General features: G+C 60.3%; 27 protein-coding genes and 1 pseudogene. 18 read left to right on the top strand and 10 right to left on the bottom strand.

Annotated elements, in window-relative coordinates:
• Nucleotides 1–215: hypothetical protein (locus BP858_RS01830; protein ID WP_286878686.1), on the top strand; the 215-nt coding region annotated here is incomplete at its 5' end.
• A 324-nt stretch (nt 216–539) separates the two neighbouring features.
• Here BP858_RS01830 and BP858_RS01825 read toward each other — a convergent pair.
• The gene (locus BP858_RS01825) at nt 540–2,393 is read right to left on the bottom strand and encodes a transporter substrate-binding domain-containing protein (RefSeq protein WP_238320488.1); all 1,854 of its coding nucleotides are present in this window, start codon (nt 2,391–2,393) and stop codon (nt 540–542) included.
• 745 nt (nt 2,394–3,138) lie between these two features.
• Between BP858_RS01825 and BP858_RS01820 the strand changes: the two genes are divergently transcribed.
• From BP858_RS01820 to BP858_RS12315, 5 genes are all read left to right on the top strand, one after another.
• A complete protein-coding gene (locus tag BP858_RS01820) occupies nt 3,139–3,447 on the top strand; it encodes a hypothetical protein (RefSeq protein WP_074175123.1) in 309 nt (102 codons plus the stop codon).
• A gap of 91 nt (nt 3,448–3,538) precedes the next feature.
• On the top strand, nt 3,539–4,039 hold the full coding sequence (locus BP858_RS01815; protein WP_014866571.1) for a hypothetical protein: 501 nt from the start codon (nt 3,539–3,541) through the stop codon (nt 4,037–4,039).
• Nucleotides 4,040–4,041: 2 nt separating this feature from the next.
• Nucleotides 4,042–4,419, top strand: a complete 378-nt coding sequence (locus tag BP858_RS01810; protein WP_014866570.1) for a DUF3467 domain-containing protein — start codon at nt 4,042–4,044, stop codon at nt 4,417–4,419.
• An 89-nt stretch (nt 4,420–4,508) separates the two neighbouring features.
• Complete coding sequence (locus tag BP858_RS01805) at nt 4,509–4,721, top strand: hypothetical protein (protein ID WP_048104522.1); 213 nt, start codon at nt 4,509–4,511, stop codon at nt 4,719–4,721.
• The gene (locus BP858_RS12315) at nt 4,705–4,959 is read left to right on the top strand and encodes a HEPN domain-containing protein (RefSeq protein ID WP_014866568.1); all 255 of its coding nucleotides are present in this window, start codon (nt 4,705–4,707) and stop codon (nt 4,957–4,959) included. The genes BP858_RS01805 and BP858_RS12315 overlap by 17 nt, the downstream gene beginning before the upstream one ends.
• 175 nt (nt 4,960–5,134) lie before the next feature.
• On the opposite strand, the gene BP858_RS01800 is transcribed toward BP858_RS12315, so the two are convergent.
• Both BP858_RS01800 and BP858_RS01795 read right to left on the bottom strand, forming a co-directional pair.
• Entirely contained in the window at nt 5,135–5,866 is a 732-nt protein-coding gene (locus BP858_RS01800; protein WP_014866567.1) for a hypothetical protein, read from the bottom strand.
• Between the two features lie 5 nt (nt 5,867–5,871).
• Nucleotides 5,872–6,249, bottom strand: a complete 378-nt coding sequence (locus BP858_RS01795; protein WP_281768469.1) for a hypothetical protein — start codon at nt 6,247–6,249, stop codon at nt 5,872–5,874.
• An 84-nt stretch (nt 6,250–6,333) separates the two neighbouring features.
• Between BP858_RS01795 and BP858_RS01790 the strand changes: the two genes are divergently transcribed.
• Entirely contained in the window at nt 6,334–7,215 is an 882-nt protein-coding gene (locus BP858_RS01790; RefSeq protein WP_286878687.1) for a DUF6293 family protein, read from the top strand.
• 145 nt (nt 7,216–7,360) lie between these two features.
• Here the strand turns inward: BP858_RS01790 and BP858_RS01785 are convergent, their stop codons facing one another.
• Entirely contained in the window at nt 7,361–8,356 is a 996-nt protein-coding gene (locus BP858_RS01785) for a nuclease-related domain-containing protein (RefSeq protein WP_074175121.1), read from the bottom strand.
• 238 nt (nt 8,357–8,594) lie between these two features.
• On the opposite strand from BP858_RS01785, the gene BP858_RS01780 reads away from it, so the two are divergent.
• The 6 genes from BP858_RS01780 to BP858_RS01755 all read left to right on the top strand — a co-directional run bounded on the left by BP858_RS01780 (nt 8,595) and on the right by BP858_RS01755 (nt 13,551).
• Nucleotides 8,595–9,365, top strand: coding sequence for a phospholipase D family protein (locus tag BP858_RS01780; RefSeq protein WP_214166646.1), 771 nt, complete (start codon nt 8,595–8,597; stop codon nt 9,363–9,365).
• 10 nt (nt 9,366–9,375) lie between these two features.
• Nucleotides 9,376–9,870: a hypothetical protein gene (locus BP858_RS01775; RefSeq protein ID WP_014866535.1), complete on the top strand. Its 495-nt coding sequence runs from the start codon at nt 9,376–9,378 to the stop codon at nt 9,868–9,870.
• Nucleotides 9,871–9,974: 104 nt separating this feature from the next.
• Entirely contained in the window at nt 9,975–11,126 is a 1,152-nt protein-coding gene (locus tag BP858_RS01770; RefSeq protein ID WP_286878683.1) for an HNH endonuclease domain-containing protein, read from the top strand.
• A complete protein-coding gene (locus tag BP858_RS01765) occupies nt 11,114–11,491 on the top strand; it encodes an HIT family protein (protein ID WP_281768473.1) in 378 nt (125 codons plus the stop codon). The genes BP858_RS01770 and BP858_RS01765 overlap by 13 nt, the downstream gene beginning before the upstream one ends.
• A gap of 488 nt (nt 11,492–11,979) precedes the next feature.
• Nucleotides 11,980–12,141 carry a hypothetical protein gene (locus BP858_RS01760; RefSeq protein ID WP_394339367.1) on the top strand — a complete coding sequence of 54 codons (162 nt, stop codon included), beginning with the start codon at nt 11,980–11,982 and terminating at the stop codon, nt 12,139–12,141.
• Nucleotides 12,142–12,861: 720 nt separating this feature from the next.
• The gene (locus tag BP858_RS01755) at nt 12,862–13,551 is read left to right on the top strand and encodes an Hsp20/alpha crystallin family protein (RefSeq protein ID WP_014866531.1); all 690 of its coding nucleotides are present in this window, start codon (nt 12,862–12,864) and stop codon (nt 13,549–13,551) included.
• A 285-nt stretch (nt 13,552–13,836) separates the two neighbouring features.
• On the opposite strand, the gene BP858_RS01750 is transcribed toward BP858_RS01755, so the two are convergent.
• Complete coding sequence (locus BP858_RS01750; RefSeq protein ID WP_286878682.1) at nt 13,837–14,559, bottom strand: uracil-DNA glycosylase family protein; 723 nt, start codon at nt 14,557–14,559, stop codon at nt 13,837–13,839.
• 126 nt (nt 14,560–14,685) lie between these two features.
• Between BP858_RS01750 and BP858_RS01745 the strand changes: the two genes are divergently transcribed.
• Entirely contained in the window at nt 14,686–16,251 is a 1,566-nt protein-coding gene (locus tag BP858_RS01745; protein ID WP_286878681.1) for a DEAD/DEAH box helicase, read from the top strand.
• Between the two features lie 517 nt (nt 16,252–16,768).
• On the opposite strand, the gene BP858_RS01740 is transcribed toward BP858_RS01745, so the two are convergent.
• The gene (locus tag BP858_RS01740) at nt 16,769–18,028 is read right to left on the bottom strand and encodes a glycosyltransferase (protein WP_014866528.1); all 1,260 of its coding nucleotides are present in this window, start codon (nt 18,026–18,028) and stop codon (nt 16,769–16,771) included.
• Nucleotides 18,029–18,555: 527 nt separating this feature from the next.
• On the opposite strand from BP858_RS01740, the gene BP858_RS01735 reads away from it, so the two are divergent.
• Nucleotides 18,556–19,011 carry an FKBP-type peptidyl-prolyl cis-trans isomerase gene (locus tag BP858_RS01735; protein ID WP_014866527.1) on the top strand — a complete coding sequence of 152 codons (456 nt, stop codon included), beginning with the start codon at nt 18,556–18,558 and terminating at the stop codon, nt 19,009–19,011.
• On the opposite strand, the gene polX is transcribed toward BP858_RS01735, so the two are convergent.
• A complete protein-coding gene (gene polX / locus BP858_RS01730) occupies nt 19,008–20,741 on the bottom strand; it encodes a DNA polymerase/3'-5' exonuclease PolX (protein ID WP_286878679.1) in 1,734 nt (577 codons plus the stop codon). The genes BP858_RS01735 and polX overlap by 4 nt on opposite strands.
• A gap of 2 nt (nt 20,742–20,743) precedes the next feature.
• Nucleotides 20,744–22,492, bottom strand: a complete 1,749-nt coding sequence (locus tag BP858_RS01725) for an ATP-dependent DNA ligase (RefSeq protein ID WP_014866525.1) — start codon at nt 22,490–22,492, stop codon at nt 20,744–20,746.
• A gap of 271 nt (nt 22,493–22,763) precedes the next feature.
• Between BP858_RS01725 and BP858_RS01720 the strand changes: the two genes are divergently transcribed.
• Nucleotides 22,764–23,204 (top strand): hypothetical protein, encoded by a 441-nt coding sequence (locus tag BP858_RS01720; RefSeq protein WP_014866524.1) that lies wholly within the window; start codon nt 22,764–22,766, stop codon nt 23,202–23,204.
• Nucleotides 23,205–23,213: 9 nt separating this feature from the next.
• On the opposite strand, the gene BP858_RS01715 is transcribed toward BP858_RS01720, so the two are convergent.
• Both BP858_RS01715 and BP858_RS01710 read right to left on the bottom strand, forming a co-directional pair.
• The gene (locus BP858_RS01715; protein ID WP_062262180.1) at nt 23,214–23,483 is read right to left on the bottom strand and encodes a hypothetical protein; all 270 of its coding nucleotides are present in this window, start codon (nt 23,481–23,483) and stop codon (nt 23,214–23,216) included.
• A 90-nt stretch (nt 23,484–23,573) separates the two neighbouring features.
• A complete protein-coding gene (locus tag BP858_RS01710; protein ID WP_062262176.1) occupies nt 23,574–23,858 on the bottom strand; it encodes a hypothetical protein in 285 nt (94 codons plus the stop codon).
• A 191-nt stretch (nt 23,859–24,049) separates the two neighbouring features.
• On the opposite strand from BP858_RS01710, the gene BP858_RS01705 reads away from it, so the two are divergent.
• Together BP858_RS01705 and BP858_RS01700 are read left to right on the top strand one after the other, a co-directional pair.
• Entirely contained in the window at nt 24,050–24,853 is an 804-nt protein-coding gene (locus BP858_RS01705; protein ID WP_062262173.1) for an FHA domain-containing protein, read from the top strand.
• Nucleotides 24,843–25,423 (top strand): annotated as a pseudogene (locus BP858_RS01700) (serine/threonine protein kinase); the annotation flags it as partial. The gene BP858_RS01705 and the pseudogene BP858_RS01700, both read left to right, overlap by 11 nt.

The following is a 25,423-nucleotide window of genomic DNA, read 5'->3' as shown; positions in this document are numbered from 1 at the left end:
GGGGCCATTGCAGCAACCTGACAGGCAAGCAGCAGCACCAGCAGGCAGCCTGCCAGCAATCTTATCGATCTTCTCATTCGCTCGACCTCGGGCAGGCTATGGGTATTCGGGGTATATCAGGTTTTTTAGATCCGAGGGATTTGTCACCGGCCTTTGATCCGGTCCTTCGTCTCGCCGCCAGGATGAATCTCGAATTCAACGACGAATGGGCGTAGAGCATCTCCTACACTGGAGTCTTGTCGGCAGGGGCTTATTCATGAGGTTGTCCCGGGACTCTTCTGCCGGGAGGGGGACATCCCGTTGGCGCTAACTTACCATAGGTGCAATGCATTCCTGTTGATGCCGGTGAGGTTCAACCTACCCGGGTCCGGGTTTCTCCGGCGAGCCCCTCCCCGCAGAGGGTGATACCTGAAACCCCCACCCCGCCCCCGGGGTCAGTGCGTGGCGAAGAGCCCCCATGATGAATTCCCGGCCCCGGGCTCACGAAGCAGCCCAGGGATACGGCAGGTGCTCAGGGAGAGCCGCTCCTCCCTGGTTTGTCATACATCACAGGGCTTGAAATTGCCGCTGCATACAACGTAGGAGTTCCCATCGCTTCCTCTGGTCAACCGGTAGTACGTGGTCTTGTAGTAGAGATTCGTCTCGACCGGATTCACATAGACGTACTCCACCCATCCGGTGCCGTTCTCCTGCGCACCGGCAACAATTTCGTCACGGAACGGTTTACCGGTGACGTCCGTCTTGCCCTTGAAGTTCATGCTGACGAGCTGAATGTTGTCCGCATGAGCAACCATGGTCACGTTTGTGTCATAGACAAAGACGTAGAGTGCCGGGTTCTTGGGGTCGCGATACGGTGCTTCGCCTGCGTTGATGCGCCGGAAGGTATCCGGGGCGTTCTTCTCGATTGCTGCGGCGGTCGTATTCACAAGCGCGATCACCGCTTCATCGGTAAATGTCTGCCGGACGCAACCGACTCCGAGATACCGGTAGATGATCCGCTCATACTCGCTGACTCCCTGCTCATCCTTCTGGTTCCGCACCAGGTTGAGGGCCTGCTGGAAAGTGTTGACCAGCGTGTCCGGGACATCTTTGCTGAAGATATAGTAGAAATCGTTCTCGCTCAGGGTGTAGACGACCTCGTAGGCATCGGGATCCACTCCAGACCGTAGCATCTGATGCCGCCCGGCGAGATCCCCGGTTGCCCACAGGTCGATCCGCCCCTCCTCCAGCATCCGGAGGAGGTCTTCGGGGGTCTGTCCGGGGACGAGACGGGAGGCATTCACGCCAAGACCGGTGAGGAGGTCGTTCTCGATGGAATCGTTAACTGCACCGATCCGGTACCGGTTCAGGTCCTCCGGGGAGGCGATGGCGATATTCCTGCTCATCGGCGCAAAGAGGACGAACCTGGCTCTGGTGAACGGCCCGGCCCACTTGTAGAGGGGCTCACGTTCGGGTTTGCGAACGATTGCGAAGAGCACGGTACTGGTGTTCTTCTGCGCTGCCTGGAATCCTTCCGCCAGGGGAACAATGCGGACATCCGCCCGTGTGCGGTTCACGCCGACCTTCTCAAAGACCACCTCGAGGATATCGACGGAGATGCCGGTGACGTTCCCACCCTCCTGATAGTTGAAAGGAGCCCACTCTTCGGTCAGGTAGTTGAGTTGGGCAAGGCCGATCGATGGGATGTACCGCCCGACGATCCGCTCGTAGGTGCTGACGCCCGCCGTGTCTTCTTCGCATTTGAGGGCGTCAAGGGCCTGCTGGAAGGACCGAACTCTCGAGTCCGGGATATCCTTGCTGAATGCATAGTAGATGCTGGTCTCCTGGAGCGTGTAGGCGACCCTGTAGGTGTATGCGTTGCCCATTTCCTGCTCTGCGAGATACCTGCCGGCGGTCTCAGGGTAGCACCAGAGGTCAATCTCGTCACCCTCAAGTCCGGTGATGATCGCTGATGCATTGGTCTCCTCTACGACCTGGCTCCGGTTCACCCCGAGAGCAAGCAGCTGCTGGATGGCACTATCGTTGGCAACTACCCCGATCCGGTACTGGTTCAGGTCGTCGGGGCCGGTGACGGTGATTGCCCGGTCACGCCCGGCAAACAGGACGTATCTGTCTGAATAGATGGGCCCGACCCACTTGAAGGAGTGCTCCCGCTCAGGAGTTCTTGCCGTAGGGAAGAGCACCGTCGCATTCCTGGTCAGGGCTGCCTGGTAGCCCTCGGTCCAGGAGACCAGGTTCACCTCCTCGCGGGAGACCTCGTCCCCCATCCTCCCGGTGATCGCCTCGAGTAGATCGACGGAGAGCCCCTGCAGGGTTCCGTTCTCCACGTAACTATACGGGGGAAGGTCTTCGGTGTAGTACGTCAGGTTGCCCGGCCCTGTGGTGCTGCTCATGTCTGCGGATGCAGCTTCGCTTTCCTGGGTGCATCCCGCGGCCAGAACCAGTGCTCCAATCAACACTGCAGCAAGGAATAGATACCTATGCCGTAGAGATAGCGACATGGGCGGCTATCTACGGTCAGGGTATACATAAACTGCTCCTCTGCCCCCTCATAAACGGCCCGCTGTTAGCCCAAAAGTGTGTTACCATTGAGTTCGCTCCAAATTTATCGGCCCTTTTAGATAGGGGGGTGTCCTGGAACTCTTCTGCCGGGAGGGGGCGGGTCCCATAGGCGTTAACTTACCCGATGGGTGTAATGAATTCTTGTTGATACCGGCAAGTACCCGGCAATCGGCGAGTTCTCATCTATGCCCTAAGGCTGTCCGTTTCCCATGAGATTCCCATGATCACTATCGTTTCCAGAGGAGGAGGACTATTGCCGCACACCACCGGAATCGTGTGGCTGATATCCCATCAAATCAGCCATATTTCACCGAGTAGGGCATTATCCTCTCGAATCCTCATCGCTAAAGTTAGCGCATATGGGGGTCTCCCCCTCCCCGCACGAGCCGGAGCCGGGGCACGATGGAACAGAGCCGGGGAGCTTCCCCGTCGCCAAACCGGGGCGGTTTTCATGGGGAATTTTGGCTGAAATAGCCCACTAGAAAGATGCTTGGTCCTCAGACTCAGAGGAAAATGGCAAGTGATATAATGTTTATCTGAGCATAAAATCTATATTATCGCCTCTGGTGACGCTTGATGAGTAAATGCAACCTTCCTACCCCAGATGGCCCTGATCCAGATGAGGGAGGTGCTATTTTTCTTGGATGGCTAAAGAAGCGTGGCGGCATGAGGAGGATACAGGATTGTCAGCGAAAATGCAAAGAAAACGGCTTTGAAGCGAGAGATTTTATCAATGCAATGGGACAGGAACGCATTTGTTTATACCGCGCCGGTGGAGGCGATAAAGTCATTAAACTTGAGGATCTGGTGTGGGCAGATCAATGGATGACATATTATGACCTTGAGGTGCCTCACCACCGGCACTGGACCAGACTGAAAAAATAGATCCTGAAACAGAAGTTTTTTTTACTACCATTACTACTAGTTAGTAGTGATAGCAGCACTACCAATGTAACTGCATAAGGGAGGGATGTTTATGTCCGGGAAGAAACTGCCGAAACTTCCTGAAGAACTCGAAGAATACCTGAACAAACCATATGGCGGCCTTTTTGGGAATACAGTACTCGCTCAGGTCGTTGAGGAGATCATCGCTGATCCGACGATGGATTACCGGCCCAGGTACCTTGAGGAGATGACGGGCAAGAGGCCCCCCAGCATCAGAGAGGCACTTAAGACTCTCGTCAGACTCGGACTGATCGAGAACATATCAAGCGATGTACAACACCCCGTCTATCGGGTCGTTGTTGAGTCGAAGAAGTTCGTCGCGCTCTCTCTGTTGGCGTACGCCGTCATCGACGACCGGGACGGCACGGACTGCATGGACACGGCCATCCAGGACTACTACAACAGCTCTCTCAGGGCGAAGGTAGAACCGCTTGCAATTGCGATGAACTATACCGGAAAATGGACTATTGGAGGAGAATACTCTGAACGAGACACAGATTCAGGGTATGTGACCTTCGCAGCGGGAGCGTAACCATGGAAGAGGAGAAGAAGGGGAAGGACGGAGCAACCGTTATCGATCTCAGAGAACTCTATCAATTCGAGCCCGGAGAACTGCAGCCGGACATCACGCACAGTTCCTACTCAAACCTTGCATACGTCCAGGTAACGCACAGAGATGTTTTCATCGATTTCCTGGAGATGCCCGGTATCCGCCGGGATGACAGGATGCGCGTAAACGGAACACGCGTCTATATGTCACACGCTGCCGCGCAGAAACTCGCTGAAGCGTTGAGCGGGATCCTTGATAAGGTGTACAAAGAGGAAGGCATGGAGAAGTACGTACCCGAGAGCCTGACGGGGACGGCGCTTTCAACGAAAGTTAAACGGAAGCAGGAAGATAGGACCATATAGATGCCGTACGTCATCAATTGAGCGGTAGATGCACTCAAGAATTACTTTTTTATTTTCAAACTGCACGTATTCGTGCATGTATTTATAGAGTGGAAAAAAGTGATCTCTTCATCGAGACGAGTGATACTAAGACCGTAGCAGAGACCGTCGCCGGGGTTCAGGCCGGGCTCGACCGCGAGATCTCGCCGCTCATCCTCACGCCCGGCGGGTTCCGGTCCCTGAAAACCGCTGACCCGGCTCTCTACGGGCGCATTTTGGCAGGAAAGGTTCTGATCGAGGAGTGCAGTGAAGTACCGGTTTGAGCAGTGCCTACAACGGGGAAAGACCGTCCGCATCCCGGTCGACCGCGAACAGGTTGTGAAAGAACTGCGGGAAGCGGAACAGGACCTGGCTGCTGCAGAGCATTCTTTCACAGAGGGGAACATAAAGTGGGCAATCATCCAGGGCTACTATGCACAGTTTCACGCCCTACGTGCCCCCCATCTTCTCCGGGGGATACCGGGAAAGTGGAGGCGCAGATTACGGATGCGTTTACTCTAGAGGCGATGCATGCGATGTGTTGGCATCAGCGGGTGAGGTCATAGGTCAGATCCTGGTGATGCTCGATTGAGCGAGGGGAAGGGCGGCAGATGAAACCCCTGTCGACCTGCACCATTACATCTCCGTCCAGGTTGGAACAGATAAGGCCTCTGACTTACCGTCTTTATGAGGGGCACTACCAGCAGAAAGGGGGTGCACCCTTCCCCCGCACAACCCCCGACGCGTAGCAGAACAGTGCCATCTCCACATCAGCCGCGGCCCAGATACCCTCACTCCGGAGGCCCGCACCGACAAACCGCTCCGGGTGTGGGCAGCAGACCTCCTCACGGTTGAGCCGGCGGGCAATCGCCTGCAGGATCTTGGTCCAGGTCCCGTACTCCCCAGGCCATCCCGGCTGCGTGGCCGGGATCGCCCACCGGTCGCCGAACGGCGAGGCGGTCAAGTCCAGCAGGGGATACCGCTGCTTCTCAGGGTCGCCGCGGCCGAAGACACGCACCAGCCGGGTGTCGATCGCCCCAAAGACCTGCGGAACGGCGAACCGGAGCAACTTACTCGCATATGTCGGCCCGAATCCCCGGATCTGCCCCTCGACGATCCCGATGGTATTCACGGGCGCGCGCATCAGCCAGTATGCCGGGGAGTCGCCGAAGTAGAGAGCGATGGAGAGCCGGTCGGCACAGTCGATCCGGTCCCGGTTCGGGATGCCGCCCCAGCAGGCGATCTTCTGCACGTGTTCAAGCCCCAACGTCTGGTCTCTGGCGGCGGCCGTTACCTCCTGCTCAAGACTGAAGATATCAGGAAACCCCTTCTCCCAGGTGTCGTTCTTCCATGCGTACCCCCGGTAGAGGGCCGGAAAGTCGAGATCGCTGAGCAGCCGGTCGATCTGCTCCTGCCGGTGCTTCTCCACACCCCTCACCCCGGCACCGGGTGCACACCCTGGTCAACCCTGCCGATCTTCTCCACCCTCCGGGGGAACTTCAGACGGTAGTCAACCGCCAGCGGCCGCGTCAGCCGGTCATCGATATTCTCTCCCAGATAGCCCTTGACGTACTCATCGACCCGGGCAGTGAACCGGACGGCATCGCCGCGGCGGAACTCTCCGGCCGCGGCGAACCCGGCGGTGTAGTTGATCCAGGTGTGATCGGCCAGCAGTCGGCCGGAGAGATCGCGGACGTGCCTGAGCAGGATGGTCTTTCCGCTGCACCCCCTGCCCCTGTAAGTTCCGTACTGCCAGAAGACGGCGGTCAGTGTGACCCTTCGCCCGGCAAGCCCCTGGAGATTGGTTCTCATGTTCTGATACCTCCTGATGAATAGTGTATACCAGGACCGAAACATTAACAACTTCACGTGAATTTAGTGAATAGTGTGAACACAATGAACAACCAGCTCCTCGCCGGGGGCCTGCGTGACGTCGTCCATATCATCCCGCTCGGCCACGAGATCGACCGGGCGGTGGCGCCGTTCACGAAGAACAAGGCCGACCGCGCCTACATCCTCGCCATCCCACCCGACGCCGACCTCGATCCCGGGATGGTCAAAAAACAGCATTACTTTGTCGGCCGGGTGACCGGGAGACTGCAGGAACTCGGGATTGCCGTGACGTTCGTCCCGGTCGCGATGTTCGATATCCTGGATGTCTTGAAAGTGGTCTCGTTCCTTATCCGCACCGAGAAGGAGGCCGGGAACGCCGTCTATGTCAACATGTCCTCCTGCGGCCGGAAGACCTCGGTCGCGGTGACGCTCGCCGCGATGGTGCACGAGGTCCCGCTCTACTACGTCAGCGCCGACCGCTATGCGACGGGCGGCGGCGAGGAGGAGTGCGAGCACGGCCTCTCGATCGTTGAGAACGTCAGGACCGAGGTCTTCCAGCACTTCCGGGTCATGATGCCGAAGCCTGAGAACGTCATGCTCCTCGTCGAGCTCCTCCAGCGCAAGGAGAGCGGCGGCGACGGGATGACGAGCGAGGAGATCATCGGGTTCTTCCACAGCATCGGGGTCCACGGCTACGAGGAGGAGAAACTGCACACGGCCGAGCGTGACGCGTATCTGCGGGCCAAAAAGAAGCGGGCGCTCTTAAACCGGATGAACCGCGGCTACCTCAGGGAACTCGAAGAGCAGGGGTATGTGGAGCGGCAGTGGCAGGGCCGGAACTTCTCGATCCAGGTCACGAAGGCGGGGGAGCATATTGCGTGCGTGAGTGGGTTGATTCCTGGTTCGGGGGTGGAGTGTAAGATTTCGCGATGCCTCATAGCGTAAAAGAGATGGTGACGCGGTTACAGCAATTTGCAGGTTAATGAGAGATGATAGCTGTCATAGGCCGATGTGCGGTTTCGCCAGTGCGAGAGTGGATCTAGCGATTGTCCCGATATCTTTTCCCTTCACAGAATCTGCCTGAGAGGCCTCATACTGTCAGGGCCACCACATCAACTAATTTATTTACTGCATCTGTTGACAGGATGCTCTTTCTCTTCGTTATGTATTCGTAGAGCCGGTTGGGGGTGGTGATATCGATGTGGCGATCCAATTTCTGGCCGGGACGGCAACCCTGCACCGAGACAACGACGGTGTGGGTCTTCGGCACGTCATTTCGTGCATAGCTCCTCCGCAGGTAGAACCAGAGCGCCAGGCTGGAACGTCTCACCTGATAGACCAGTTTATCGGATTTCGTCTCAATGTCTGAGAACTTCCAGTTCTTCGTCTCCACGAGGAAGAGACCTGTCGGACCTACGACGATGTGATCGATCTGGCTCGACTTAATGTAGTCATTCATCTCTCTCCAGTGGATAGGAGGATGAAAACGCAGGTTCACGTCATTGAACAGATGGTACTCGTCGGAGAGCCGGGAAAGGGCGGCGATGACCGTTTCCTCCCCGATGGCACCGATATAAAACGACAGATTATCGGCTATAAATGCATGGTTCGCAATGATGTTGTTGCACCCTTTGTTGACAAGTTCCGGCCTCTTCCGGATCAGCATCGCTCTCTCATTTTGAACGCCGCGTAGTTCCGACTTCAGGCCGCTGAAGGGGCGGGATATGCTCCTGGGCCGTAGAGAGACCGCAATCCAACATTTGACTGTATAGCCCCATCGTGTCAGAATATTCGTTGCGTTGTCGATCTTCGTCTTGAGTTCAGCGATCTCTGCATCAACCTCTGCAGTACGCCGGGCAATGCCCTCCCGTATCCGGGTATCGAGTTGGACCTCAGCGTCGATCAGGCCGGCTATCCTCTCATCCAGTTGAGCATTTATCGCGGCTTCGGTCTCGACCAGGATTCCAGTATAGTTGTTGTGAAAGTGGTGGATATCTTCAAAGTTTCCCAGACTTCTTTCACCAACAGGTTTCAGCCCATTCAGTAGGTACTTCGTACTTCCGGATACCCCATGTGTGACAACCATAAGTTCCCTGTTTCACCGCCCTCGCGGTATCGTCCGAATTTCACTATAGCCCCGCTGTGCCCCACTATTCTTGGTTGAAAATTTCTTCTCGATCACCAAATACTTTCTGTCAGCGTTTCACTCTTCGTTCGATTGGATTTCCAGTACAAGGGCTCCATACCAGTGATCCAGAACAACGGGGGCGTATAAGAATCTTTTTCGCCGCCCCACCGTATAGTATACCATTAGGAGCAATCTAATGGCAGATTTTCTCGACGCATTGGGGGTAAGTGCAGCGTTCATCGAGATCATCAAGAACGCTGAGGAGCAGATCTTCATCATCTCTCCCTACATCAGCCTGACCCCGCACAACAAAAAATACCTCCAGAGCATCGACGACAAAAAGGTCCCCATCGACATCGTCTACCGGAGCGACACGAACCCCAATCCGGAGGATCTGGCATTTCTCAAACAATTGCAGAGCGCTCAACTCTACAAGTGCAACGACCTCCACGCCAAATGCTACATCAACGAACAGTTTGGCATAATCACCTCGATGAACCTTTACGAGCACTCGCAGAGCAACAACTGGGAGATGGGCGTCCGGTTTTCCCGTGAGACCGATCCCGGCCTCTACACCCAGACCCTCGAAGAGGTTGAAAGGATCCTGCAAGCAAGCAGCCCGGAGAGCAACAACCAGGCGGCTGTGGCGGCCAACGTGAATCAACGGACCTATAAGCCGAGAAAACCCATCAGGACCATATCGCCGAAACTGAAAGTCCCTCCGAAGAAAAGGTTGTTTGAGAAGGTCGTGGATTCAGTATTGGGAGAGGCTGCGTACTGCATCCGGTGCGGAGCGACGATCGATTATAACCCGGAGAAGCCGTACTGCCCGAAGTGCTTTGCTTCCTGGGCCCGCTTCAACAACCCAGACTACAAGGAGAAGGTCTGTCATAAGTGCGGGACCAAGCATACGACGACAAAAATCCGGCCAGTCTGCAATGACTGCTACAAGACTTACTACCGGTGACGGCCAGACCATGGTGAAAGGATCTTCGCTGGAAGACAACTGCTGCAACGGCCTCTTCGATGCGTTTGAGTTCACGCGGTTTCAGGACGCAAAACCGCCGAAGCGAAAGGGGGTTTACGTCATCCGGATTCACCAACGCGGAACTCCAGTCGGAGAGGTCCACGAGAAGGCCATCGGTCTGGCCGGGTCAATCGGCTGGGACGTGGCAGGCCGGTTTCTTTGCAGCCGGTTTGACCGGCTCCTGGCGATAGGTGACTGCCCGACGATCTACATCGGGTCGGCGGGGACGTATGCCGGAAGTAAAAATACCCTCAAAGGCCGGTACCTGGAGTTCTCCAGACGCCACACCGCCCAGTATCCAGTATGGGCGCTCCTCTCCTCCGGGTGGGAGCTGCAGTACGGGTGGATGATCGTCGATGATCATCCTGGAACTGCCGAAGAGGCTTTGAAAGAGCGGTACCGAAAAGCGCACGGTGGGAGGCTGCCGGCGCTGGTGAGCCGGTGAGCGGGGCTCGTCTCATTCAGGACAACAGGACGCCGCCGGCAGAACGCCCCCCAACCAAAACCGACACCCATATCTCCCCACCCCCCGGTCTCTTCCTGTAAAGAATGGATCTCGCAGAATACCGGAGGATCAACAACATCATCGAGCGGGACAGTGCCGACGCGACGTACAAGTATGCCCTCCTCCGGGGCGTCATCGAGATCTGCCAGCAGTTCTCGCACCTGCGGGAAGAAGACGGCAATCAGGTCTCGTTCCCGCTCGGGCTGCTCGTCGAGAAGTGGCTGCTCTACTACTATCCTATCTTTGCAGCCCCGACGTTCATCCCGCAGAAGAACGGGGAAACACAGGATCTGGACGCAGGGGAGACCATCTCGTTCCGGAAGCATTTTGCGCCGGTCATCGATTATTACAGGGACCGGGGCGGGATCTCGGTCTTCTACAGCGACTATATTCGCGGCTCGGTCCCGGGGGAGATCCAGCCGACGTTCCGGACGCTGGTCAAAGAGATCCGGAATACTATCGTCAGGATGCCGATGAAACACCTCGGGTACTCGCAATCGAAGGAGCACTACTCGGTCTTCGACTACGATCGCCCGTTATATCGGCTCTCCGGCGACAACCCGGTTGACCGGTCCCACCTGATCGAGAACTTCGGCCGGTTCTTCCTCTCCCGTGACCTCTGCACGGTCTTTGAGCACCTTGGTGGGTTCATCTCCGGGGAGGAGTGCCTCTTAAAGAAGTGGGCCGGGTTCACCGCGGCCGCGGACAAAACGGGAACCGTCACCGAGGAGTGCATGCTCTCCCTGCTCACCAGGACCCCGACGACCGAACGGGCGATTGCGGATGCACGGAATATCTACCGGTCGGTCTTCGAGGAAGGGGGGTCGCTCGCCTGTGTCTGGTCAGGGAAGGCCATTCCCTCACCGGACGCGATGCACATCGACCATGTCCTCCCGTTCTCGGTCTGGAAGAACAACGACCTCTGGAACCTCCTCCCCGCCCTCGATTCCGTCAATGCCCAGAAACGCGACCGCATCCCCGATCCGGCGCTCCTCAAGTCCCGAAAGGAACACGTCATCGGCTACTGGGGCCTCCTCCACGACCACGTCCCCCGCCCGTTTGAGCGGGAGATCTCGGTCTCGCTCCTCGGGCTGCAGGCGCCGCGGAACGACTGGCAGGACCGGGCGTTTGAGCACCTCACCGAGAAGTGTGCTTACCTGATCGATGTCCGGGGGTATGCGGCATGGGCGATATGACCTGCCCGTTCTGTAATCCTCCCGTCGAGGAGATCGTGCTCGCAAACGATCTCTGCTACGCCCGCTACGACAAATTTCCGGTGAACCCCGGCCACCTGCTGCTCATCCCCTTTCGGCACGTCGCCGGCTTCTTCGAGGCGACGGACGAGGAGCAGGCCGCCCTCCTCGCCCTCGTCCGGGAGGCAAAAGACCTCCTCGATGAACGTTTTCACCCCGACGGCTACAACATCGGTGTGAACGTGGGCACAGCCGCCGGGCAGTCGGTGATGCACCTGCACGTGCACGTGATCCCGCGGTACCCCGGGGATATGGCGGATCCCCGGGGCGGGGTGCGGGGCGTCATCCCGGAGAGGAGGGGGTATTGAGAGAACCGATAGGGATACCAGGAGGAATCTTAACACATCAAAAGGTAGTAGATAGAGTGCTCAAGCAGGGTCCGGTCGAGAGGCTGCTCTACCCGGATTCGAGGGGGAGCAGGGCGCTCCCTTCCGTTCCGGCGCGGACCGGGGGCGGCGACACCCGCCAGGTTTCGTGACACAAACCGCATGGCATCATGAGTTGCCGGAGCAACTCCGCAGTCTCTGCATGCCGGCCCCGGCCGGGCGAGAGCAGCAGAATTGTCGAGAAGAAGCACTTCAGTCGTCGGGGTTATCCAGTCCTCCGGGACCATAGTATCTCCATCCCCAATCATTCTCCAATCATACTCCAATAATGATCTCAAAATATCAATGCACGGCCGCTCATTAGACCATTCCAGGCAGCAGGTTTGGAATCTTCTCCCCAATCAATGCCGATCGTTTCTCCAATCAATCCCCAATTCAAGTTTCAAATCCTGATCGATAGCGGTCTGATAATGAATGATAGAGTCAGTTCCTCCTTAAGCCTCTCCCTTACCTCCTGCACGGCCGCAGGGCAGTCGGTGATGCACCTGCACGTGATCCCGCGGTACGCCGGAGATATGGAAGAACCCCGGGGCAGGGTGCGGGGTGTGACCCCGGAGAGGAGGGAGTATTGAAGGGGAGCAGGAGACCGCCTTCCTGCAGACTCACACCAGCCGATCTCGACTTACACTCAGGCAACGTCCGATGACCCGAAACATCAGAGATCACCCTCACAGTCGTCCCAGCCCCCGGGCAGGGGCACGGTTCCCCCCGCACGTGCTTCCAGCAATCCCCCTCTGTTTTCAGCAGTTTTCAGCGGTTTACGGAGCCCGTTGTAATCAAACGGCCGGATTAAATCTGGGAATTCCCATTCGGGGGTGTATCAGGCGGTATCCAGGTTGTGGTTACAGCATTCCGGGTTTCGCACACACGCACACCCCCGGAGACCCGGAGACCGGTCGAACTGGGTGGGTCTCTCTTTTGCTGTACAGTATGATCAGTAGAGAGAGACGCGTCTCTCTCTGTACTAGTATTCTCTGATTCAGCGCCGTTCCGGGGAGATCGATCCTTCCAGCACCTGCTGAAATTCTGCTGAAAACCTGCTGGAATGCTGAAAGAGTCGCCTGGTCAATCGTGCCGGAGGCGGGAGGCAGGGGCGGCATCTCCCGGAAGGATAGGCGGCCCCGGCCCCCACCAACCCACAGAGAATACCAGTCCAGATGAGAGAATGCCACTGCCCCCGGCATAAACAAACTCCACCGCCGGCATCCCTCCCCACAGGAACCTATATATCATGTTCACACCCTGTGAGCCTGCCGAAACTGCGAGAAGAGTGAGGCTGGAGAGAGGAATAAATGGCATGGAGAGGAACACCACGCGGGCTCCGGGCTGAATTTGACGAGCTGCTCGCGGATATGCAGAGGCAGTTTGCCGAGACGATGGAACGCATCTCCGGGGCCACACAGCAGGTACCCCTGCTCGGCGGCGCCGGAACGATGATCGATGTCCGGGAACACGATACAGACGTCATCGTCGTCGCCGACCTACCCGGCGTGGAGAGGGAGAACATCTCGGTCCGGCTCCTCGACTCGAGGACACTCCGGATCTCGGCCCGGCGGGAGGAGGCGCGAGAGGCGGAGCAGGCCGGATACCATATGCGGGAGCGGAGGATCGGTGCAATCTCCCGGACGGTCTCCCTCCCCACAGACGTCACAGAAGAGGAGGCACGGGCAACCTTCAAGAACGGAGTCCTTGAGGTGCGGCTGAAGAAGACCGTCGAGACCGGCGGGAGAGTTATCCCGGTGGGTGGAGAGACGGGCCGGTCAGTCGCAGAGGAGCAGAGGCGAAGAGAGGAAGAGCGGTACCAGGAGACCCGGGCGGAGACAGAGCCTTCCGGATACCTCCGCCCCCGGGACGTGATGGAAGAAGCAAAGAGGGTCGAACTGGAGAAGCGGGGGACCTCCGAGGAGCAGGCCACGGCAGAGAGGCTGCGCAAGCAGAAAGAAGATCTCTACGAGGAGGGAAAGAGGAAACTCGCCGGGTAGTGGAGCAATTCACCGTATCGTGTGGGTCCTGGTGCAGATCGCCGCCTCGCGCGGGGGATCGCGAAGGAGGGCGTAACAATCCCACGGACTTCGCGTCTTTGTGCTCTTCGCGAGAGGCATTATATCTCCTACCTGTACTGAAGACTCACGCGGAAGCACGCGTGAGGACGCGAAGGGTTCCGGTTGGGAGGAGATACATGGACTTCGCGTCTTTCGCGCGAGATCGCGAGAGGCAACAGCGGATGCGTGAGATACCAGATGCGCAGGAGCCCCGCGCAAGGCCGCCTACACCAGGTCCCTGATGGCCGCAAACACCGACTCGATCCGGTCCAGGTAGCGCCGGTTGTGCCCGCCCGGGTAGGGCACGCAGAGGAGGCGGTGCTCCTCAAAGAGGTCCTCAGGAGGGGTCTGTGTAATCTTCCCGACCCCCGCAAGAGCGCTCGCATAGAGCTCAATCTCCCGAAGCCCTGCAAGCGCTGTATTCCCGAGGACGACGACGTACTCCGGGGCGAGAGCGGCAACCTCTGGGGCAAGGACCTCCCGGGCGCTCACCCGGATGAGGTCGGCCGGGATAGCCGGTTTCCGGTTCTTCCGGAAGACGCACTTCACCGTATCGACCAGGAAGAATCCCTCGCCCGCGAAGAGCTCCAGGTTCTCCCGGCGCGACTCCCCATCGAGCCCGAGCAGCCAGAAGAGGTTCTCAGCAAGCCCGCCCGAGAGCGGCGCCATCGCCCGGCGGTGCCGCGTATCGTAGCGATCGTTCCAGAAGTAGGGGTAGTCGGGGCGCTTGCAGTCGCGGGGCCTGAGAACCTCCTGCCGCCCGGCGGCCCAGGGCGGGGACTCGGCGACGAAGAGCACCTTCACGCGGCCGGGCCTGCGGTACGCGGCGCCGCAGGCCATGTGGGGCAGGAGTCCGGGCAAGATGACCCCCCGGAGCTCCGGCCGCCCGGCAGCGTACCGCCGGTAGACTTCTGCAGCACTCAGCGGTGGAGAAGACCGGGCATCCATCCCTGTAGGAGTACACCGGGCGGCCGGATATCTGTTACGGGAGAGGCCGACGGTAACTGGTACGGAGTCCCGGGGGACCGGAACGCCCCACAAGATAAAGAGGTATCAGCACCAAGAAGTGGGTGAATGGAGAATAACATTACCTTCCAGGATTTCAATATCTCGCAAAAGACGCTTCAGGCGATACAAGATATGGGCTTTGAGGAGCCCACACCAATTCAGGTAAGCACAATACCCGTGATACTCGAAGGACGCGACGTCACCGGTCAGGCACAGACCGGGACCGGGAAGACGGCGGCGTTCGGCGTCCCGGCGATCGAGCAGGTCGATGTGGGGAATCGGGAGACCCAGGTCCTTGTCCTCTCCCCCACCCGGGAACTCGCCATCCAGACCGCCGAGGAGTTCGCCCGTCTGGCGAAGCACCACCGCGGCCTCAACATCCTCCCAATCTATGGCGGCCAGCCGATCGAGCGGCAGTTCCGCGGGTTACGCCGCGGCGCCCAGGTCGTCGTCGGGACGCCCGGGCGGGTGCTCGACCACCTCGACCGCGGGACCCTCTCGTTTGCCGCGGTGAAGATGGTCGTCCTCGATGAGGCTGACCAGATGCTGGACATGGGCTTCCGGGAGGATATCGAGAAGATCCTCGACGAGACCCCGGGAGACCGGCAGACCATCCTCTTCTCGGCCACCCTCCCCGGACCGATCCTTGAGATCTCAAAGAGGTTCCAGAAGAACCCCGAGGTCATATCGGTCGCACGCCGGGAAGTGACCGTCCCGCAGATCGAGCAACTCTACCTTGAGGTACGGAGCAGGAACAAACTCGAGATCCTCTGCCGGCTGCTCGATATGTATGACCCTGAACTCTCGCTCGTCTTCTCAAACACCAAACGTGGCGTCGACGACCTGACTGCCCACCTCCAGGCCCGGGGCTACTTCGCCGAAGGCCTCCACGGAGACATGAAGCAGTCCCAGCGGGACCGGGTGATGGCAAAGTTCCGCGCAGGAACCATCGATATCCTCGTCGCCACCGACGTCGCCGCCCGGGGCATCGATGTCGAGGACGTCGACCTGGTCATCAACTACGAAGTCCCGCAGGATATCGAGTACTACATCCACCGCATCGGCCGGACAGCGCGTGCCGGGCGCACAGGGCGGGCCATCACCTTCGTAGGCCCAAGGGAATACTACAAACTCAGGACGATCCAGGACTACACAAAGATCAGGATCGGCCGCATCCCGCTCCCGACGCCGGGAGACGTCGAGGAGAGCCGGACGCGGAAACTCATCGACCGGGTGCAGCAGGTCATCGACGAAGGGAACCTCGAGCGCTACATGACCCTCGCTGAACGGATCGTATCCGAAGACTACACGTCGCTTGAGGTTGCCGCCGCCCTCCTGAAACTGGAACTCGACGTGGGCAGCCAGGACCTCCCACAGGAGATCGGACCAGCCGGGGGGCCGGTCCTCCTTGAGATCCCGCTCGGGAGGGAGCACCAGATCAGGCCGAAGGATATCGTCGGGGCACTCGCGGGCGAGACTGGAATTCCCGGCAGGTCCATCGGCGCGATCAACATCTACGAGACCTATTCCACCGTCGAAGTGCCCCCTGGCGCCGTTGACCAGGTCATCGAACGGATGAAAGGAAAGACCATCGCGGGGATCAGGCTGCCGGGCCCGATCGAGAGGCAGTAACGACGCCCCGGCCGGCCCATCCGGGATACTTTCCCGGAAACCGGGACCACTTCCACCACCCTGCCGTGGGAGTACCCCTCGATAATCAGGAAGTACAGAGGGGTACTCTCCGGTAAGCAGCACCGGCCCCGGTGGGAGAAACGATTATATATTCATATACGTATGCTACCACCGTCAGGGGGTGGTTGCGTCAACTGGTGCGGATGCAATTCTTTGAGCCTTTCGGAGTCTCATCACCATCAAAAGAACCGAAATATCTGCCCTGTGACCTGCACTCACAAATAAAATAGAGGTGCGCTTTCCCGTGATGCGCACCGCCCTGTTCAGTCGCCTGTCCTGCACCAGGGACAGGAGAGGGTAGCCAGAGCACCCTCTCCGCCGAAAACGGGGGTGCCCGGACTCACACGTATCTGCCGCGCGACCCGGGGGAGGTGCCGTGAAGGGGCCTGTGCACGGCCCCGGCCTCCGGAAGGCAGTTTCGGGACGTATACTCTTTTTTGCAGGTCCCGCCTGCCCTTCAGGCTTCCTGGATCGTAAGTTCCGCGTTAAGCATGTCCAGGTAGTCGGAGAGGAGACGGGTAATCAGGAAGTGCTGCCTGACATGCTCTTTGCCGGCCCGTCCGAGCCGCTCCCCGAGGTCCGGGTTCTCAAGGACCTGCCTGACCCGCCAGGCAAACCCTTCTGTATCGGTCGGGTCGAGGAGGAACCCGGTCACCCCATCCTCGATCTGGAGCGGTATGCCACCGACACGGGACGCGATGACCGGCCGGCCCTTCCAGAGTCCCTCGGTGACGGTCAGGCCGAACCCCTCGCGGAGCGATTTCTGGAGGATGACGGCCGAAGCCCGCTGCAGGGCGTTGACCAGCAGGTGGTCCTCGGCAGTGATCAGGATGACGTCGCCGGCATCGATGAGCGGGCGTGCCGCATCCTCGACCTGCCGGTAGATCGCCCAGCCTTCCGGGTCGTCGGGGGCCATGCTCCCGCAGAGGACCAGCCTGCAGTCGACGTGCCGCTTCACCTCGCTGAAGACCTCGACAACACCCAGGGGGTCCTTCCACTTATCGAACCGCGAGATCTGGGTGACCAGCGGTTTGTCGGTCGGCACCCCGTATTTCGCAAGGAGGGCCGCAGTCTCCGCCTCAGAGAGGTCGCGGTTCTTCTCAGAGAGCGGGTCGATCGCCGGCCGGCAGATCCACTGCTCCATCGGCATCCCGCGGCGTCGGTAGTGCTCGTGCGAGATGACCATCCGGTCGTAATCCAGGACGAAGCCTTTGAGGAACTCCCAGAGGGCCGGGTTCGGGTTTGAGAGGTCGACGTGGCACCGCCAGACCCAGGGCTGGGTTTTCCGGTAGAACCTGATCAGGGGCAGGGGTTGCGGGTCGTGGATGACCACCAGGTCGTGGTCGATCGCCATCTGACCCGAGAAGGCCTCGTTTGTCTGTAGGTAGAGATCTTTCTCCTCGTCCGAGAACGCGACTGCCTGCCCCTGGAGCGCGTTATGGAAGTTCTTGGTGATGGCAAAGAATTCGCCATCACCGTTTAAGATGTTCCACCGGGTATCGATCCCGACGTTGTTCATGAGCGGCACGAGCGAGAGGATCATCTCCGCTACGCCGCCGCTCTGGTAGGTTGAGTTCACGTGAAGGACCCGCTTCCCCCGGAGGCTCGCCGCCTTGCGGTAGATCCCGGAGATGACATCGTCGCCGACGATGGGCCGGTGGTCCTCGAGCGTCCGGCCGTTATCGCAGATGCAGGTGATTCCGTCCATGTATGCCATTCGCAGTTCTCCCCTCAAAGGTCAGTAAAACCCTGTTACATGGAATATCTATATGGCCTCATTTATAAATATATCCATATAAAAATAAAAAACATGCTCACCCTTTGCGCCGACCGGGGCATTATTTGCGGGCTTTTGGGGAAAAACATCACATAATGATGAGACAGGGAATGCGAAAAAAGTTAATAAGGGGGCAGGAATCCGGGCCGTCTGCAAGGTCCGGGATGGGAGAGCGCGGGGGCTCCTGCGGCGCAAAACTCCATCATAAACCCGGGTGCGCCGTATCGTGGTAAAAGCCCCCCTGCACCGATGCGGGCGGGGCCGGTGAACCCGGGCATTCCTTCACCGCAGGACGCCCCGGGCGTGATAGCGCCCTGCGCGAAGTCGTAAGAGCGGCAGGTCGTATCAAGCACGCATCTTCCCGGAAATCCCAAAATACGGGGAGATTCCACAAAAACCGGCATCCCCGGGCCCGACCATCACGCATAAATATCATCCGCGATCACCACCCACCGGTGATGTAAGGTATGGCACAGGCAAAAGAAGGCGACACCGTCAGGGTGCATTACACCGGAAAACTCGAAGATGGCACGGTCTTTGACACCTCCAGCGAGAGAGCTCCCATGGAGTTCACCATCGGTGAGGGGGAGATCATCCCGGGGTTCGAGCAGGCTGTGATCGGCATGGAACCGGGAGAGACGAAGACCGCACGGATCCCGCCCGAAGAGGCTTACGGCCCCCACCGTGACGATATGACACTTTCGGTAGACCGGGACCAGTTCCCGGCTGACATCAACCCGGAACCGGGCCAGCAACTCCAGATCCAGCAGTCGGGCGGCAGGGTGGCCATCGTCACCGTCAGCGACGTCTCAGAGTCGACCGTGACGCTGGACGCCAACCACCCGCTGGCCGGTCAACCCCTGACGTTTGACATCCAGCTTGTGGATATCGTCCAGCAGGTAACCTCCGGTCGCCCGCTCTAAGAGCGCAAGAACCCTCTTAGGTCCTCAAGTGAACGGGTGTTTGCGATATCGTCCGCCGCAAGCCAGCCCCGCCGGGCGGTCGCGACACCGAACTCCATGTAGCGGAGGTTCCCCCGGTTGTGCGCGTCCGAGCCGAGTGAGAACCGAACGCCGAATCCCTGGGCCAGGCGGCAGTTGACGTCCGAGAGGTCAAGCCTTCCCGGGAACGCGTTGATCTCCATGAGGACGCCGAGGGCTGCAGCGGCCTCAAAGATCGTGGCGAGGTCGATCTGGTAGGGCTCCCGCGAGAGGAGGATCCGGCCGGTCGGGTGGCCGATGATATCGACATGATCGTTCTGCATCGCCGCGATGACCCGATCCGTCATCTCCCGTTCCGGCTGCTTGAACCCGGAGTGGACGCTTGCCACCACCACGTCGAGGTCGGCAAGGATGCTGTCAGGGAGGTCTATCCTGCCGTCCATATCGATGTTGCACTCGGTCCCGGCAAGGATGGTAAACTCGCCGTCAAACTCCCGGTTGAGCCGTTCGATCTCGCGCACCTGGTCGGCCAGGCGTTCCGGGGAGAGGCCGCGGGCGATATGGAGGGTCTCTGCATGGTCGCAGATAGCGATATACTCATAGCCAAGCCCCTGCGCCGCCTCCGCCATCTCCTCGATGGAGTGGGCGCCCTCGCTCCAGCGAGTATGGACGTGGAGGTCGCCACGGATCGACCCGTACCCGACGAGATCAGGCAGGGTTCCGGTCCGTGCGGCCTCGATCTCGCCGCGGTCCTCCCTGAGTTCCGGCTCGATCCAGGAGAGACCGAGGGCCCGGTAGACTCCGGCCTCATCCTCCCCCGCGATCATGCGGCCGTCTGCAAGGTCAACGAGCCCGTACTCGTTCAGCCGCCAGTTCCGTGCGATGGCGAGTTTTCGGAGGGCGATGTTGTGCTCCTTTGATCCGGTGAAGTACTGGAGCGCGGCCCCGTAGTGCTTCTCCTCCACCACCCGAAGGTCGACCTGGAGCCCGGTCTCGAGCACCACCGAGGTCTTCGTCGTCCCCCGGGCAAGGACCCGCGAGACCCCAGGAAGGGTGGCGAAGACCTCCATCACCTCCTCAGGGCGCGTGGATGTGGCAAGGAGATCAAGGTCCCCGATCGTCTCCTTCCTGCGGCGTATCGAGCCGGCGAGGCTCACCTGCCCGACCGACCCGAGCGATGAGAGCCGTCGCTCGATCACGCGGGCAGTCGGAAGGATGTAGCCGAGGAGGTGGCGCTTCCCCGCCATCCTGCTCATCTGGATGCCGGCAAGGATGTTCTGCTCGGTCTTCTCCCCAAACCCGGGGAGATCGCGGATCCGGCCTGCCGTTGCTGCCGCCTCCAGGTCGTCGATGGTCCGGATACCGAGCTCCCGGGAGAGAACGAGCGCCTTCTTCGGCCCGATACCCTCGATCCGGGTGAGTTCCTGCACGCCCTCCGGGAGTTCTTCACGCAGGGATTCGAGATAGCCGAGGCTGCCGGTCTCGACGACCTCCATGACCTTTCCGGCGATACCCTTCCCGACCCCGGGGATCTCACCGAGACGCCCCTCCCGCGCAACATCGGCGATATCCTCGGGCAGGGTCTCGATCGCCTGCGCCGCCCGCCGGTAGGCATGCGGTTTGAACCGGACGCCCTTGATCTCGAGGAGGTCGGCGACCTCGTAGAGGACCGCCGCGACCTCGATGTTGGTCAGCCTCGCAAGCCTCTCCATCCCTACCCCTCCCGCCGCCTGCGGAACATCGCCGCGACCTCGGCGGTCGTCGTTGCCGCTTCCGGGCTCTTCTCGTCCCGCCACCGCACAAACCTTGGGAACCTGAGGGCAAGCCCCCGCCGCCACTCGGGGTCCCAGTTGCAGGTATGGACCGGGCTTTCGGTGATCTCAAGCCCCAGCACCTCGACCACCCGGGCCGGTGCGAACCAGAAGTCAGGCACGGCCTGTGGGGTCACCATCACCCGGGCAGGTTGCCGGTCCACCCGGACACCGGCGAACCGTCGGGGGAGGTCTGCCAGGTCTGCATCGGTAAACCCCGTCCCCATGCCGCAGACCGTCTGGAAGATATCCTCCTCATGGTTGTAGGCGGCGCAGAGGACCGATCCGTAGGTCCCGGCCCGCTTCCCGCGCCCGGCGTTGGCGCCGACGACGACCAGGTCGAGCGTGTCGGCAAGTTCGGTTCCGTAATCGCTCTTCCACTTGATCCACTGCCATTCCCGCGCCCCCGCCCGGTAGAACGAGTCCTCCGCGCACGACTTGCAGACGACCCCTTCAAGCCCCCGCTCGATGCAGGCAAGGTAGAACTCCGTGATCCCGTCGAGATCCCCGGTCAGGGTGCGGTCTGCCGGGGATATCTTTTCATCAGGGGAGAGGACCTCTTCGAGCCTCGCACGCCGGTCCGGGTAACTCCGGCGGAGGTATGACTCGCCGTTCACGTAGAGGAGGTCGAAGACCCGGTAGGTCGCGGGGATCTCACCGGCGACCTCCCTGACCCGGTGCTTCCGGCGCCGCCGCATCAGGGTCTGGAAAGGCCGGTAGGTCCCGGTCTCGTGGTCGAACGCGACCGCCTCGCCGTCGAGGATCGCCGTATCGGCCGTGACGCACCGCCGGATGTGCCGGACGATGTCGGGATACTGGTGGGTGACATCAGTCAGCCGCCGTGAGAAGAGGGTGACGTCGTCGCCGTCTTTGTGGGCCTGGACCCGCTCACCGTCGTACTTTTCCTCGACGGCGATGACCCGGGAGCCGATCCGCTCAGGGATCTCTGATATCCGGGAGACCCGCTGGGTGAGCATCGGCCTGATGGGGTGGTGCAGGGTGACCGGTATCGCCGAGACCCCCGCGAGACCCGATTCCTGGAGCGTCCGGGCCACGAGGCCGACGTCTGAAGAGATGTTGTAGGCGTGCTCGAGGGGCGGGCGCTCTGCCTTCGACCCCAGGAACGCCTCCGCCAGCGCATCGAGGAGCGTCATATCCCCGACGCCGAGCCGCATCTCCCCGGTGGCAAGCCTGACCAGGTAGCGCCGCTCCGGGGGCGTGGCGGCGGCGAGCATCGCGGCGAGAACCCGCGTCTTCCGGTCGGCCGAACCAGGACCCGATGCCCGGGCGATCTCCATAAAGCCGCGGTGGACGTCCGTGACCCTGAGCGGTCCGGTGGATCCCTCCGGGGGCGCCACGGTCAGGCGGGCGGCGGCGTCCCCATAGTCGCCGAGTTCCCGGGCCGCCGCCTCGACCGCTGCAGGGTCGACGCTGCCCGCAAGGGCGATCGCCGCCGCTGCGGTCCGCTCCCCGATGCCCGGGGTCAACCCGCTGTATCCTGGCGCGATCGCCCCGAGCGTGAAGTAGCAGACGATGCCGATCTCGTCCGGAGACGCCCCGGCGAGGAGCCGCGCGAGGAGGGCGGTCATATCGTTCCGGGACGATGTGACGTTTAGCCTCTCAAAGCAGGAGGCAAGGGTTGCGAATTTCACGATTACCGCGCTCCAGAGGTTTAGTCCTGCCGGAGGCTACTTGAACGTTGCGGTTATCGGGGTGGGCCGTTAGCTCCATAAGGGTGGAGGATACTTCCCCCGGTAGTAGAGCATTTCACCTTACCTGGAGGGGGCATGGGAGTGATCGCCAGTTTCACGCGAAGCCGCGAAGAGCGCGAAGGGTTCCGGTTGGGAGGAACTACACGGACTTCGCGCGAGAGCGCGAGAGGCGGTATTGCATGGGCAATATTAGATGAAATGGTGCAGCAGTATGGGTGAACGCAAAAAGGAATCGTTCTTCACCATCCTTATATCAAGGATCGCCGGGATCGTCATCTTCCTGATCTTGCTCGCCATCTTAAACGCCCTTACCGGCTACGTCCAGAGCCTGACGTTCCTCCGCGTGGTGGAGTTCCTCAACGCCAACATCGGGCTCCTCATCCTGATCGCGGTGATCTTCCTGGTCGGCGACCTCTTCGGCGCCCTGACCTTTCCCCTGAACCTGCCGGGCCCGGTCTTTGGCGCCGTCGGTGCCGTCTTCACGGTCATGTTCCTCTTCCGGCTCTTCCTGCTCGTAGGCGAGATCACTGGTATCGGGTTCTTCGCCATATTCACAGGAACGCTTGCGCTCCTGATCTACATCCTTGTCTTCATCGTCGTGCTCATCGGCGGCTACATCGCGCTCTTCGCCGACCCGCCGGGGGAGACGTGAAGCCCCAGGCTACTCGTACCCCTCCATCTCCTCAAACGTCTTCACCTCGTAGTCCCGCAGCCTCCCGCTCTCCGGGTTGATATGGACCATCACGAAGAGTTCGTAATCGCTGCTCTCCCAGATGGCAAGGGCCGGTTTATCCTCTTTCGCCTGGAACCCCAGGCTCCGTAGCCCATCCCGGATCTCGCCGTAGGTGGGGCCTCCAGTGATGATCTCCCTGACCCGGCCCCTCATGGCCTCCTGCTCCTCCCGGTCAACCAGTATACCCGTCTTACGCATACGAGCACCAATACTCGCATACCTGTTCATAAACCTGACCCGGCAGAAAAAGGACGGAACGTGGTGGGGGTGGAGGCTGGCGAGGAGCCCTTATCGCGCATTGTAGCCGGCGAACTCCCCCTCAGGGCCTCCCAGTTCATCGTAGGTAGCGACCTTGTAGCCAGCATACCCACCTCCAAGGTTCATCTGGAGCAGGACGAAGATCCTGAGGTCGGGCTGGACCCAGATCGCGATATCGGCATTATCACGTTCAGGTATGAAATTCAACGACTGGAGTGCCTCCCTGACATCCGCATAGTCAGGCGTCGACTGGATCATCTCCTCAACCTCAACCATCACAGCCCGCTGCTGCATTGCCTGGACATCCCCGAGCATGGGCCCCCGTGATCAGGCATCCGACATAAACATGATCCCGGCCCGGAGTCGGACGATCCGATCCCGGAACGCCGGTGAGACTGCGCCAGACAGAGGTACGACCGGGCGGCCCGGTGCCGGTAGAGTGCACAACCTTCATCAGAAGGCTCGCAAAAAACATACATCAATAGATAGGCAGGCAGGAGGAGCGCATGACCGGTGACGATGACTCAAGGACAATTATCCTCGATATAGACAGCGACGACCTGCAGGAACTCTCCGAATACCTGGACGTGTTGAGCAGCAGCACACGCTTAAAGATCCTGAAGGTAATCGAGCGGACGCCGAAAGACGTCCGGCAGATCTCATCCGAGATCGAGACCAGTTATGAGAACACGAAGAAGCACCTCGACAAACTCCTGAGTATCGGCGTTGTCCGGAAGGAGGCGGGCCTCTCCCGCCCGACCTCAAAAGGGATCCACCCGGTCTGGAAATACTCGCTCGTGCCCGGGGGCCTTGAAGCGATCACCAGGAGCCTCGGGCTGTTTGCGAACCTGAAACTGACGCTTACGGATGCCGTGCTCGCAAAGAAACTCGCCGGGGTTCGGGAGACGTTTTCGGGGGAGTTCTTCGGGCAGCGCCCGGTCGTCATCCTCCTCGGCGGGGCTGAGGACGGAAAGGTCTTCCCGATCGAACACGACACCATCGCCATAGGACGGGTGGACCCTGACGCGCCCGGCCGGTCCGACCCTGAGCGCGATATCGTCCTCGGCGAAGAATACGCGGCGGTCACCCGGGTATCACGGCCACATGCCCGGCTCACCCGGCGGGCTGATGCTTGGCTCATCGAGGACGGCGGCAGCACAGGCGGCACCTTCGTGAACGGCACGCCGCTTGACCGGGGCAAGCGGCGGGAACTCCACGATGGGGATCTCATCGAACTCGCGAAAGGAGCGCCGGGGGCAACCCTCGTCTTCGTTGTTCCCGGGGGGGTGCCGCCATCAGATGCGGCCTGAACGGGCCGGGCGGGGTGCGCGTGCCGCCGTCCTGATCCTGCTCGCCGCCCTCTTCCTTGTTGCCGCATCTCCCATCGTCTCGGGAGCGGGGGGGCCGCCGGAGCACTCAAACGCCGACCCACGGGGCATCGAGGCCGCCGGCAAGACGCCAAACGAAGATACGGCCACCAATCCGGGAAAGAACACCGGCCAGAACAAGGACAGGATTACGCCGGAAGCGACGCCAACCCCTGGGGAGACCGTAACACCCGATATATCGCAAACAGAGGCACCAGAAGCAACGCCCACCGCCGAAGAGACCACAACGCCCATCGACCCGCAGACCGAGACGCCGGACATGGGCACTGCTGCCGGTAAAAATCCCGGCCAGGGCGGGCAGGGGGCCGCCTCTGACCGTCTCCCCTGGTTCGACATCCTCCTGATCATTCTCCTCCTGGTCTCCGGCACCGCCGCGCTCGCCTGGTACCTGAAGAGATTGCCCGGGGAGGAAGCGGCGTCAGCCGCAACCATCCTCCCCGGGGCATACCAGACCATCCCCTCCCACCCGCCCGGGTTCCCGCCCGAGCTTGC

The organism is Methanoculleus sp. UBA413 (assembly GCF_002502935.1).
Taxonomy (GTDB): domain Archaea; phylum Halobacteriota; class Methanomicrobia; order Methanomicrobiales; family Methanoculleaceae; genus Methanoculleus; species Methanoculleus bourgensis.
The sequence above is the reverse complement of the archived record's forward strand: the minus strand, read 5'-3'. Positions and strand labels throughout refer to the sequence as shown.